General features: G+C 42.4%; 9 protein-coding genes and 1 tRNA gene. 8 read left to right on the plus strand and 2 right to left on the minus strand.

The window, feature by feature from the left end:
- Positions 1–52: 52 nt before the first annotated feature.
- The 3 genes from ACQY1Y_RS03675 to ACQY1Y_RS03685 all read left to right on the plus strand — a co-directional run bounded on the left by ACQY1Y_RS03675 (position 53) and on the right by ACQY1Y_RS03685 (position 2,883).
- On the plus strand, positions 53–1,273 hold the full coding sequence (locus ACQY1Y_RS03675) for a DNA-methyltransferase (protein WP_430014004.1): 1,221 nt from the start codon (positions 53–55) through the stop codon (positions 1,271–1,273).
- On the plus strand, positions 1,257–2,432 hold the full coding sequence (locus ACQY1Y_RS03680) for a CfrBI family restriction endonuclease (RefSeq protein WP_069474026.1): 1,176 nt from the start codon (positions 1,257–1,259) through the stop codon (positions 2,430–2,432). Before ACQY1Y_RS03675 ends, ACQY1Y_RS03680 begins: the two co-directional genes overlap by 17 nt.
- Positions 2,433–2,706: 274 nt before the next feature.
- Complete coding sequence (locus ACQY1Y_RS03685) at positions 2,707–2,883, plus strand: hypothetical protein (RefSeq protein WP_002735115.1); 177 nt, start codon at positions 2,707–2,709, stop codon at positions 2,881–2,883.
- A gap of 314 nt (positions 2,884–3,197) precedes the next feature.
- On the opposite strand, the gene ACQY1Y_RS03690 is transcribed toward ACQY1Y_RS03685, so the two are convergent.
- Positions 3,198–3,410, minus strand: coding sequence for a DUF2839 domain-containing protein (locus ACQY1Y_RS03690; RefSeq protein WP_002737353.1), 213 nt, complete (start codon positions 3,408–3,410; stop codon positions 3,198–3,200).
- A gap of 156 nt (positions 3,411–3,566) precedes the next feature.
- Between ACQY1Y_RS03690 and ACQY1Y_RS03695 the strand changes: the two genes are divergently transcribed.
- The 5 genes from ACQY1Y_RS03695 (at position 3,567) to ACQY1Y_RS03715 (ending at position 9,421) form a co-directional block, all read left to right on the plus strand.
- Positions 3,567–4,802 carry an LL-diaminopimelate aminotransferase gene (locus ACQY1Y_RS03695; RefSeq protein WP_430014005.1) on the plus strand — a complete coding sequence of 412 codons (1,236 nt, stop codon included), beginning with the start codon at positions 3,567–3,569 and terminating at the stop codon, positions 4,800–4,802.
- 95 nt (positions 4,803–4,897) lie between these two features.
- Positions 4,898–5,734 carry a metallophosphoesterase gene (locus ACQY1Y_RS03700; protein WP_016514901.1) on the plus strand — a complete coding sequence of 279 codons (837 nt, stop codon included), beginning with the start codon at positions 4,898–4,900 and terminating at the stop codon, positions 5,732–5,734.
- Between the two features lie 454 nt (positions 5,735–6,188).
- Positions 6,189–8,018 carry a tetratricopeptide repeat protein gene (locus ACQY1Y_RS03705; protein ID WP_430014006.1) on the plus strand — a complete coding sequence of 610 codons (1,830 nt, stop codon included), beginning with the start codon at positions 6,189–6,191 and terminating at the stop codon, positions 8,016–8,018.
- A complete protein-coding gene (locus tag ACQY1Y_RS03710; RefSeq protein WP_430014007.1) occupies positions 8,018–9,115 on the plus strand; it encodes a glycosyltransferase family 4 protein in 1,098 nt (365 codons plus the stop codon). The genes ACQY1Y_RS03705 and ACQY1Y_RS03710 overlap by 1 nt, the downstream gene beginning before the upstream one ends.
- Before the next feature lie 219 nt (positions 9,116–9,334).
- A tRNA-Ser gene (locus ACQY1Y_RS03715) sits at positions 9,335–9,421 on the plus strand.
- A gap of 128 nt (positions 9,422–9,549) precedes the next feature.
- On the opposite strand, the gene mfd is transcribed toward ACQY1Y_RS03715, so the two are convergent.
- On the minus strand, positions 9,550–13,032 hold the full coding sequence (gene mfd / locus ACQY1Y_RS03720) for a transcription-repair coupling factor (RefSeq protein WP_430014008.1): 3,483 nt from the start codon (positions 13,030–13,032) through the stop codon (positions 9,550–9,552).
- Positions 13,033–13,120 lie beyond the last annotated feature (88 nt).

Below are 13,120 nucleotides of genomic sequence, written 5' to 3' on the forward strand. Positions count from 1 at the left end.
AGTTTTTTGGATAATGATCAGCTAGAATTCTAGAGAGAACTAGAGTAATGACATGGAAAAAGAACTGGTATCGGACAAGCGCGGTTATCTGCTTCGCACGGTGGCAGAAGCTAAAGAAATTGTCCTTAATTGGTTGCGAGAAATAAATTTAGTTAATGCGATTAAATTAGGTTTACCAGAAGTGGATGACAGATATCATATTTGGCGAGTTCCTTTATGTAATGAACAGAAAAAAACCGTTGGGGAAGTGGTGATCGATGCCTACACCACCGAAATTTTAGCCGATAGGACAACCCGGACTGAAATTATTATCGCTCGTCTGTTAAAACAGGATGAATCTAAATTAGAAACCCGCAAGAAAACCAAAAAAGAATATAAGCTTTCCTCTCTGAGAAATACCATCGGATTTGGTGATTGTAGCGAACTTTTGGAGGAAATGCCCGCAGAAAGTGTTGATTTAATCTTTACCTCACCACCCTATTTTAATGCTCGTCCAGAATATTCGGAATTTGAAGAATACGAAAGCTATCTATTGAAGCTGCGACAGGTGATCAGAAAATGTCATCGAGTTTTGAGTGAAGGACGTTTTTTTGTCATTAATATTTCTCCCGTGCTATTGCGTCGTGCTTCGCGTAATCAAGCTTCTAAACGTATTGCTGTTCCCTTTGATTTGCATCGAATTTTTATTGAAGAAGGTTACGATTTTATTGATGATATTATTTGGCTAAAACCAGAGGGAGCAGGGTGGGCAACTGGTAGAGGGCGCAGATTTGCCGCCGATCGAAACCCTCTCCAATACAAAACCGTGCCGGTGACTGAATACGTTTTAGTCTATCGTAAACACACAGATTTACTAATCGATTGGCATATTCGCAATCATCCCGATCAAGAAGTAGTAAAAGCCTCAAAAATTGCCGATGGTTATGAACGCACTAATGTTTGGAAGATTAACCCAGTCACTAACTCAAAACATCCCGCCGCTTTTCCCGTAGAATTGGCAGAAAAAGTGATTAATTATTACTCTTTTAAAGGTGATGTGGTTTTAGATCCCTTTGCTGGTTCAGGAACCGTGGGACTAGCGGCCGCTTCTTTAGATAGACGTTTTGTTTTATTCGAGAGTAATTTTAATTATATTGAACTGATACAACAAACAATTCCTAGATGGAAAAATATTAAGTTTTCATCTATTCTATGGCTAAACTGCAAGCCGTCTAAACTACCACCAGAACAAATTGAGATTCAATGGGAGGCTATCGATGACAACAATAGATGATCTATTTCCTGAAAAGGGCAAATTAATCCTAAGTGGTAGCGGTAGGGATTTTATTGAAAAATTGGGTGTGGAAACTGTAAGACAGCTAACCCTAGATATTCTATGTGGGGAGAACATACGCACTCAAACTGAGCAGTTAACAAGTAGACGAGTGGCGATCGCCTCTGGTGCAATGGTTGCCTTATTCGTAAAAGGTTGGCAAGGGGTGGAGAATTTTACTGACCAACTGTCTGATATGGCATTATCTCAACTTAAATCTTCCCGTCGTTCTGATAAAGAATTGATCTGGCCTGCTAATTGGTTAATTGGTTTGACAGGCAAAGGTGTTCAAAATGTATTGCGAGATAATCCAGCGGCACAAGAAAAATATATTCAAGATTTTGAAGCTGCATTGGAAGAAGCATCGCAAAAATGTGAAGAGGATTTTGGATCAATTCCTATGTTTTTAGGACTGATTGAGGATGAAAGTGGGAAGGTTTACAGGAATCTAGAATGGCGAGATATAATAAGGCTAACAACTGCTATTGGCTGTGCAACTCTCACTATCAGAGGTTCTGATAAATCCACATATGGGAAGCTTTTTGAGAGACTCGTACTCGGCTCGGTTTTACATATTCTTGGTTTTCAGTATATTGAGAATCCATCAAGTCCAATTATTGAAAGAGTATTTTGGCTATCTGACAATTCCAATCTTCGTGAATGTGATGGAACTTTAAGATTACGGGCTGGTAAACTAGCTCGCTTCGATATAGGTTTCATTGGTAGAGGAAATTCAGAGATCACAAAAGATAAACTATCTCGCTTTGCTAATGTTGAGCTATATGGAGAAACTACATCTCGGACTTTTATTATTATTGATCGACTGCCTGCTAAGTCAAAAAAGACAGTGGAAGCTGCTAAGAGGGCTGGAAGTGAAATTATACAAATGAGTATGCAATTCTGGCCACAAGAACTGGCTAGAAGTTTAGAATCAAGATTGGATTACAGAGCAGAGATTCTTGATATTGATGAAGAATCTTTATATGATTATCTTTCTCAGAAAATTAGTTCTGCTCCTCTTTTGAGTTTTTTGAATTTTGGTGATACGTTAGAAGAAAATGTTGATGGTTTTCAAGAAACTGAACTAAGCGATAAAGATGAGGATACTTTAGATGGCTAGTATATTTATCTCTCTTTTATTAAACTGGGAAAAAACTTTGATTTCTTCTTGGCTAAAACGACATAATTTTGTAGAAATTTCCTCAACTGACAAGAGACAGATAACTTTATTTATGCACAAGTATATTTTACTATAACTTACACGAAATAATTAGGTTTTTTGACTGTAGTATAATTGAGTTTTTGGCTGATACTGAACTGATGCTAATATGTTTTTTTGACGTTATAATTACGCTTTATTTTTATTTGATCGGTCAACAAGCAAGATAAACCCCATGACAGCCAGTAAAAGTCACGCTTATTTTACTCCCAAAGACTATCTAGAAATAGAGAAAATTAGCCCCATTAAACCAGAATATATGCGAGGGCAAATCTTGGCAATGGCTGGGACAAGTAAAGCCCATGTTATCATCACAGGTAATCTTTCAGCCCAATTAATTAGGGCTTGCTGAAAAAGTTTTTCGTGGGGGTAGGGTGTGGGGTGTGGGGTGTGGGGTTTTACCTATTTTCAGGGCGTTCGGCGAAGCTCAGTCGAGCCGTGGTCAATTACCTAATTTTCAGGAAAAAAGTACCTGAATTTTCCCCCCAATCACTCCAAAGGTCGGCACTTTTTGAGGGAAAAAAAGTCTAAAAGCGTTATCCAACAAGGTTTTTAGATTTATTCAGCAAACCCTAATTAACCGTAACCTTTCAGGGGGGAACAGAAGCGCTGTATTGGCTAAAAAAAGAAAAAGCTACCACCATCAAAGCGCAAGTCCCTAACCAGTTATTGGACATTCCACCAACCGAAAGCTGGCCCGACAAAGCGAATAACCACCCAAACCCCGGCTAAAACTCCTATACCAATCCAGGCACCCCTAGTGGTTAACTTGTAAGCTTGGGCTGCTTGACTTTTGGTAATTGGTAGCCAAGGCAGGATATTTTCTTCCTGTCCATACTTATCACCCAGGGCCGATTGACGACGTTTTGATTCACCCATACTAATGTCAGTTATTAAGAGGTTTTTCTCTGATTGTATATCGAAAGACAACAGGCCACACCCAATCCTAGTCCATCAAGGAGGGCGATCGAAACTAACGGCCGATGACCGACTATTATAGAATTAAAGGTTGCGACTGAAACGAGAATAATAATTATGGCAACCATTAACAGTAATTACTTAAAACTAAAAGCGGGTTATCTTTTCCCGGAAATTGCCCGACGAGTCCAAGCTTTTGCGGCAGCCAATCCCGATGCTAATATTATCCGTCTGGGGATTGGGGATGTCACCGAACCTTTGCCCCTAGCTTGTCGCGAGGCCATGATCAAAGCAGTGGAGGAAATGGGCGATCGCTCTAGCTTTAAGGGTTACGGGCCCGAACAGGGTTATGCTTGGTTAAGGGAGAAAATCGCCGTCCATGATTTTCAGGCTCGCGGTTGTGAGATAAATGCCGATGAAATCTTTATTTCCGACGGTTCTAAGTGCGATACGGGCAATATTCTCGATATTTTTGGGGATAATAACTCGATCGCCGTGACCGACCCAGTATATCCCGTTTACGTCGATACTAACGTTATGGCCGGACACACGGGAGAGGTCAACGAACGCGGCGAATACGAGGGCTTGATTTATCTGCCAATTACCGCCGAAAATAACTTTACTGCCCAGATTCCGGCGGAAAAAGTCGATTTAATCTATCTCTGTTTTCCCAACAATCCCACCGGGGCCACGGCTACCAAAGAACACTTGACAGCTTGGGTTAATTATGCTAGGGCCAACGGATCGATTATCTTTTTTGATGCAGCCTACGAGGCCTTTATCACCGATGCCAGTTTACCCCATTCCATCTATGAAATCGAGGGAGCGCGGCAATGTGCGATCGAATTTCGCTCTTTTTCTAAAAATGCCGGTTTTACCGGGACCCGTTGCGCTTTAACCGTGGTTCCCCAAAGTCTTATGGCCAAAGCGGCCGACGGCAGCGATGTGCAACTCTGGAAACTGTGGAATCGTCGGCAATCGACCAAATTTAACGGCGTTTCCTACATTGTCCAACGGGGGGCCGAGGCGGTTTATTCCCCAAAAGGACAGGCACAAGTAGAAGAACTTGTCAAGTTTTATTTACAAAATGCAACAATTATCCGAGAAAAATTAACTGCTGCCGGTTTAGAAGTCCATGGTGGCGTAAATGCGCCCTACGTTTGGGTAAAAACGCCCCAGGGTCTATCAAGTTGGGATTTCTTCGATAAACTGCTACATACCTGTAATGTGGTGGGGACTCCTGGATCTGGCTTTGGGGCTGCCGGAGAGGGTTATTTCCGGCTATCGGCTTTTAATAGTCGTGCCAATGTCGAGGCCGCTATGGAGAGAATTATCAGTAAATTTCCAGGCTAATCCTCAAGAGAGGGATGTTTGCGGAAGCGTCCCCCAGCAACCCCATCGGCAAATAATTGATAGACTGGTAACTACTCACCGACAACGGCTCACCGATGCGACCCTTTTGGTTAGAATCCTTACAGGTAGAAAGATTAACGATCGCAATTGCTGGCCTACCGGCACATCTGCAAGGGATCAAGTTGGTGCAGTGGTCAGATCTGCACTGCGATGAAGAGCATTTGCCTGAAGCTGTCCTGCAAGAAGCGATCGCCATTACTAATCAGGAAAAACCCGATCTCATCTTCCTGACGGGGGACTTTATTACCGATAGTCCCCAGCCAATTTTTGCCCTAGCAGATAGCATAAAAGCTCTCAAAAGTCAAGGGGGTATTTATGCTTGTTTAGGAAATCATGACAGTTATCTTCCGCAAGCAAGGGAAACGGTCAGATCAGCCTTAACTAGCGTGGGAATTCGGGTACTCTGGAATGAAATCGTCACACCCTACGGCGAAAATTTTCCCATCGTCGGATTGGCCGATTATTGGTCTGGGGAATTTTTACCGCAAATCCTCGAGCAAATTTCCCCCGATATACCCAGACTCGTCCTTTCCCACAATCCCGATACAGCCATGATTTTAAAGGATTGGCGCGTGGATTTGCAGTTATCCGGTCATACCCACGGAGGTCAAGTGACTATACCGGGTATCGGTTCCCTACCGATAATTTTAGAGGAACTTAGGCGATCACTACCCGAACCCTATCGTCCATGGGTTCCCCTTTATCGGGAGTTTAGCAAAGTAGTCCGATACTGGCAATGGTCCGAGGGATTTCATCGAGTCGGGGACAATCAATTATATGTGAATCGAGGCTTAGGAACCTATTTCCCCGGTCGTCTTTTTTGTCCCCCCGAAGTGACAGTAATCACTTTGGTCAACAGGAGTCAGTCTTGAATCAGTTATCAGTTATCAGTTATCAGATTTAAGTTTTAAGTTTTAAGTTTTAAGTGTGCAGCATTAAATCAGCTGTTGACTATCTAAATTACTCGTTAAGACTATCGGTTAATTTTTTTTCCAAAAAGCTTGACAAAACCTCACGACTTGACAGATAATTTCTTATATAATGGGAATCCGTGCCAGCCTGCGACCCCCTCTTTTCAAGTCAAATAAAGCCCAAAAAAATTAACCCCAAAAAGTAGTCGGTGAACTGAAAACTCACATCTGATAACTGATAAGCTGCTGACTATATAAATTACTCGTTAAGACTGTACTGGAGTGCCGGAGTAGGGAGAGGAAGTTTGAGCATTTGTACTAAAATTTCCCCTACGCAGTTTAAATTCAGTACAGCTTAGAAGCTTACTACTGTCTTTTCACTGATTACTGTTTACTGATAACTGAAAAAACACTTATGACAGAAAATAGAGATAACTTCAACGAAACTTATAATGCACTAATTGAGCGCATTGTCAATCTAACTTTAGAAGGAAAAATTAGAGCTAAATCACAGGTTTATAACCTTTTGTCCGAGGGAGTAAAAAATGGCACAGGAGAAATTTTTGAGCGTTGTTTAACTGAAAAAATTATCATTACTCGCTCACAGTTAGAAACAAAAATTAAAGCGACTAGGGTTTTGCGGGCCCTGGAAACGATCGAAAGTGAATGGGAAAAATATCAAAAAACCAATCAGCAAAATTCTCTCACTGCAGCGGCGATCGATAATCTGGTAAAAATCGATCGAGAGGATCGTTTACTAACTTTAGTGAATTTAATTGATCCCAATCAAAGTAATGCTTTAACCCTAGAACAATTACAACAGTTAGCCAAGCATTTACAGGCAGTTTCTCACCAGCGGGGAGAAGCGGATTTATGGCAAATTGCCACGGGGATTAATCTGGGGTTAAATACTTGGTCAAATTTATCGAATGATCTCACCAGTTGGCTCTACGAACAAAATCGCCATCTTGGTTTTACTAATGATAATGAGCGAGTGACTCCCTGGCAAATTTGGGCAAGTAAAGTTAATCCCTCTTGGTTAAAACGAGTCTTAGAAAGTTTAGCTAATCAACAAGCTTTTGATTCTCTCACCCAGGATTTAACTTTAACCGATTGGGTAGAAACTGCCATTGTTTTTCAATATATCCAAAGGGGACTAATTAACTTTTTTGATCAGCGTATCTATAGCGAAAAACTGGGAGCAAAATTATCTATTTCTACCTTTCTCACCTTTGCTTTAATTTGGTCGCTGTTAACCAATAGTTTCGAGCAAGTTAGTAAAAATTCTCTCTATAGTCGCGGCTGTTTTCAGATGGCTTTACAAATTCTGAGAACCTTTGCTCAACGGGATTATTTTCCTTTATACGGAGGAATTTTCGCATCCTTTTCTGGCAGTTATCTCAAGGAGGCCTTAGATTATTTATCAATTCCTCTGCGTTATGTGGAAGGTACGGGAGAAAAGGCGAGAATTTTAACTTTAATTGCCTATTCTAATCGCATTCGCGGCGACTATCTACAGGCTAGAGAATGTCATCAACAAGCTTTAGAAATTGCTCGTAAACAACAGGATTATGCTTGTGAAATAGCTAATTTAAACCATTTATCCCGTCTCAATGCTATCCAAAAAAACTATACAGAAGCGATTAATTTAAGTCAGAGAGCCTTAATTTTAAGTCGTCAACAGGGTAATAGTTTAGGACAGGCTAACGCTTTAGCTAATTTGGGTTATAGTCAGGTACAGGAAGCGCAACAGTTAGAGAGATATGATCCCGAAATTTATCAAACTTCGATCGAGTATTTACAGCAGGGATTAAAGTTAGCGGAAAGTCTCCAAGATTGGCAGAGTAAATCCCTTTGTTGTAGCAGTTTAGGTTTAGCATATCTTGTCCTCGAAAGAACCCAAGATGCGATTAATATTCTCCTACAAGGATTAGAATCTGCCAAATACTACGGAGATGTATATCTGCAAGGTTTATTACTAACTTATTTAGGGGAAGCTTACTATCAAGACAAGAATTTTCAACAGGCAATTTATATGGGTTCTCTAGGAATGTATTGGCTACACGAAATCGGTGCAGTGGAATGGCGACAAGCTGCTAGTCTATTAACGGTTATTCGTGGCAAAAATATCGCAGCTTTTGAGCAGACTTTCAGTCAGGAACGTTCCTCCCTGATTAAATCTATTGGACTGGAAGGCTACCAATATATCTCAGAAATCCTCAGCAAATATCAACAGGGTAATTAGTGAATACAAAGCATAACCTATTAATTAATCTCTCGGTACTTTTTCCCCAACCCACGGGAATCAGTACCTACATTCTTAACCTCTTACCCTACCTGAAAAATTTAGAACCAACCCTACTAACAGCTAATAGTTATCCCGACTTTAACTGTTATTCTATCCCCAAAGGTCTCGGCCCTGATCGAGGAGCGAAAGGTCATTTAAAACGCTTACTCTGGACTCAGTGGCAGTTACCGTCAATTTACCGACAATTAAAGGCCAATTTACTCTTTTCTCCCCTCCCAGAAGCGCCGATAAATTCTCCCTGTCGCTTTGTCGTCATGGTCCACGATTTAATTCCCCTACGGTTTCCCAGTTTTACTTCCCCCTTAACCCAATATTTCCGTTATTATGTGCCGCAGGTATTACAACAGGCAAAACATATTATCTGTAACTCTCAGGCAACGGCCAAAGATATCACTGAATATTATCAAATTCCCGCCGATAAAATTACTTCAATTCCCCTAGCCTATGATCATCATCACTTTCGTCCTATGGAAGATAATAAGCCAGAACATCCCTATTTTCTCTATCTGGGTCGTCCCAATCCCTATAAAAATTTACCGCGTTTAATCGCCGCTTTTGCCCAACTGCCCCCAGATTTAAGCGATTATCATCTTTGGATTGCCGGCAGCTTCGATCGCCGTTATACCCCGAATTTACAACAACAAGCGCGGGAATTAGCAGTCAGCGATCGCATTAAATTTCTCGACTATATCCCCTACGATCACCTACCCAAAGTTATCAGTCAAGCCACTGCTTTAGTCTTCCCCAGTCTCTGGGAAGGCTTTGGATTGCCCGTTTTAGAGGCTATGGCCTGCGGTACACCCGTCATTACCTCAAATTTGTCATCTTTGCCCGAAGTCACGGCAACAGCGGCAATTTTAATCGATCCCTATCGAGTCGAGTCCATAGCCGATGCCCTAAAAATTATCGCTCAAGATCGACAATTACAGTCAAAATTAAGTCATCTAGGCAAAAAACGGGCCGATGAGTTTAGTTGGCAAAAAACTGGTCTAGCTACAGCCGCAATCTTAAATCAATATCTAGGGTATGCTTAGGGACTTGCGTGGGAATAATATCCCAATTGATCGGAGGGCGCAAGCTTTGCGCCCCTACAGTAACGGATTTTGTCCACAATGTAGGGGCGAACTGCGTTCGCCCAAAAGGTACATTATCAAAGCGCAAGTCCCTAACCTGATCGGTCATCGTCGGAAAAAGAAAAATAATTTGACAGATCGGCAGCATTTGCTGTAGGATGGATGATCGTGACCTAAATTGGAGAGATGGCCGAGCGGTTGAAGGCGCAGCACTGGAAATGCTGTTTAGGGGTAACTTTAACGAGGGTTCGAATCCCTCTCTCTCCGTCCCCAAAGCACCTCCTAGATATGAGGTGCTTTTTATAGCAGTTAGAGTATAGGAGTCAGGAGATTACTCTTATTGATTATCTTTTCCCCATCACCCACTCTCCTATACTTTTTAAACAGGATTTAGTCTAATTCCCCCTCGGTAAACCATCTTTACACTTAGCTAACCACTCCAATAAACTATCTAACTGCTGTGGTGGTTTTACCGCTCCTAAACCCCTGACTGTCACCTGTTTGGGACTATAAACAAAGCGTGATTGTATATGTTGGGGTAGGTGTTCTTGTAATAATTTCCACGCTGGTTCCTCCATGGGAGTTTCTAGGATAATATGCTGTTTTCCATCGGGTTTAATGCGCGAAAAACCGAGGGATTTAGCCAGATGTTTTAACTCGATTACCTTAAATAATTGTGCCACTGGGGAAGGAATTGCCCCGTATCTATCCACTAAATCCGCAGCAATTTGTCCTAAAGTTTTCTGAGAATTAGCAGTAGCGATCGCCCGATAGACATCCATTTTCTGTTCTGGATCGGATATATAATCATTAGGAATAAATGCCGTCAATTTCAGATCGATTTGGGTATCCTCCACTTGAGGAATTTCTTGACCTTGAATTTCCCGCAAAGCTTCCTGTAACATTTCCATATATAGATCAAAACCAATCGCTTCCATTTGTCCCGATTGTTCCGCACCCAATAAGTTACCAGCGCCGCGAATTTCCAGATCCCTAGTCGCTAATTGATACCCCGATCCTAACTGGGTAAATTCTTGAATTGCCTTTAATCTTTCCCGAGCGGTTTCTGTTAGTTCTCCCTTAGCTGGATAAAGTAACCAAGCGTGCGCTTGTACTCCCGATCGCCCCACCCGTCCCCGCAGTTGATAGAGTTGCGCTAAACCGAATTTTTGGGCATCTTCAATGATAATCGTGTTAACTCTGGGAATATCTAACCCCGACTCCACAATAGTCGTACAGACTAAGATATCCGCTTCCCCATTATTAAATGCTAACATGGTGGTCTCTAATTCGGACTCATCCATACGACCGTGACCAATGGAAATTCTAGCACCCGGAATCATCCCTTGAATTGCTGCCGCTTTTTCTTCAATTCCCTCGATTCTGGGTACTACATAAAAAATCTGTCCCCCCCGATCCAATTCATTGCGAATTGCCGTTCTAATCACATCAGAATTATAACTAGAAAGGTGGGTTTGGATGGGACGACGAGAGGGGGGAGGTGTGGTAATTAAACTCATTTCTCGCACCCCAGAAAGGGACATATAAAGAGTCCGGGGAATCGGTGTTGCCGTCAAGGTTAACACATCAATATTACTTTTAAAAGCCTTAATTTTTTCCTTTTGATTGACACCAAAACGCTGTTCTTCATCGATCACCAATAATCCTAAATCTTTAAACTCCACCGCTTTACTTAATAACAACTGCGTCCCCACCACTATATCCAATTCCCCCGTTTTCAAGCGCTGGACGATATCTTTTTTCTCGGAATTGGTGCGAAAACGATTTAATAAACCCACATTAATAGGATAGGGAGCAAAACGTTCTTTCAGGGTGTGATAATGTTGTTGGGTTAAAATCGTTGTTGGTGCTAATAAAGCCACCTGTTTATGACCCGTGGTGACAGCTTTAAAAATAGCACGAATCGCCACTTCTGTCTTACCAAAACCCACATCCCCACAGACTAAGCGATCCATCGGGCGATCGCTTTCTAAATCCCGTTTCACATCCTGTATCGCTTTCAGTTGATCAGCAGTGGGTTGGTAGGGAAAAGAATCCTCTAACTCCCGCTGCCAGGGATTATCCATCGGATAGGCAAAACCCGATTTTTGGGCGCGTTGGGCGTAAATATTGATTAAATCAACCGCTAACTTCTTAACCGACTTCCTGACGCGAGCTTTCGTCGCTTCCCACGCTTTGCCAGAGATTTTATGTAATTCAGGCTCTTGATTACCTGTATGACGATAACGGGAGAGATTATCAAGAGAATCGGCAGGAACCCGCAATAATCCATCAGCATACTTAATAACTAGATAATCTCGACCTTGCACTACTCCGCTAATTGTGCTTTCCTGCTTTTCTAGTTTGATAAACTGTCCGATGCCATGGTGTTTATGTACTACAAAATCGAGGGGACGGAGTTTATTCACATCCACCTGTACCGAGGCTGCTTGCCGACGTTTGCGGACGTAACCGGCAGTATTTAAAAGATGTTGCCCGAAGAACTCTCGATCAGTAACGACGACTATGCGATAGGTGGGGAGGATAAAACCTTCTAATTCAGCTAATCCTGAGTATTTTAGGGCTGTAGCGGTGTTTTGAATTATTAACCGCTCGATCGCCCCAAAATCAAGGGGATTGGGGATAAATTGGGCCGGACAGTCGTGTTCCTGTAATAACGAGACTGTACGGGAGGGTTGGGCAGATATTAACCATGTAGCGTACTTATTTACTTTAATACCGCTATAAATCTCTCTTTTTCCCCGTAAAATTTCCGCTAGTTTGGCGAATTGCCCCGGATTGGTGGGAATCGGACGACTGGAGAGATTAAGGCTATTTTCGGAGAGGTGATCGTCTATTTCTGAGAGGTAGAGATGGGGAAATTTAACCGATATTTGCAGAGATTCGCCAAAAGAACGGTGAATTTGCGGTAAAGCTGGTTCTATCTCTTGCCAGCGTTCCCCAATATATTCTATCCAGCGATCGCTTCTAGCTTGACAGCTTTCCAGTTCATCAAAGGCAATAAGAGTATTTTCGGGGAGATAATCCAATAAAGAGGCAGGTTGACGGAAGGACAAGCCTAAAAATCGCTCAATTCCCTCTGGATAAATGCCATTAGCCAATTTTTCTCGCTCTTCAGCCTCCAAATAATCGGCCACTGTGGGGGGAAGAGAAGGGGCAATGATCGCCGCGAAGCTAGTGGGAGTAAGAAGCAGATTGGGGATAGAATCGAGGGATCTTTGGGTGGCAGGGTCAAATTCTCGCAATTTTTCCAATTCATCGCCGAAAAATTCTAACCTGACCGGTAATTCGGCCGAAACCGGGAAAATATCAACGATATCGCCGCGACGACTCCATTGTCCTTCGGTTTCTACCAGTGAAACCCGTTCATATCCTAATCTAGCTAGGGTTAGATCGAGGTTTTTGGCTTCTATAACCCTTCCTACCGCAAAATTATCGCTATACTGCTCGAAAACCTCTCTAGGGGGTAAATGGGGCTGCAGGGCCTTTTCGGTGGTAACGATCGCAATTCCGGCCTCTTGATGACTGATTGCCGATAATACCTGCATCTGTCCCCAAATCATCTCGGATTCCCGATTAAATCTCTCGTAGGGGCAAGCTTCCGAGGTGGGATAAAAGAAAACACCTTTCCACGTCATCGCTTCTAATTGTGCCGCCCAACGTGCCGCTTCCTCCAGATTGGCACAAATAATTAAAAGATTTTTTCCTTGACAACGGGCGAAAGCTGTGCTGATTAATCCTTTCGGTAAGCGGGCAAGGCCGGTTAGGGTTAAATTGCCGTTTTTCTCCAGTTTTTGGATAAGTTCGGCAGTTAATGGCGATTTTTCAATGTTGCGAATAACGGAGGCAAAAGTCATTTTTTAGTGATCGGCGCTCGGTTTTTGGTTAGGGTTTGCGGCAAAAAGTTTTTTGTGGGGACAGGGTGTGGGGTGTAGGGTTTTACCG

This window comes from Microcystis ichthyoblabe FBCC-A1114 (assembly GCF_050500245.1).
Lineage (GTDB): Bacteria > Cyanobacteriota > Cyanobacteriia > Cyanobacteriales > Microcystaceae > Microcystis > Microcystis ichthyoblabe_A.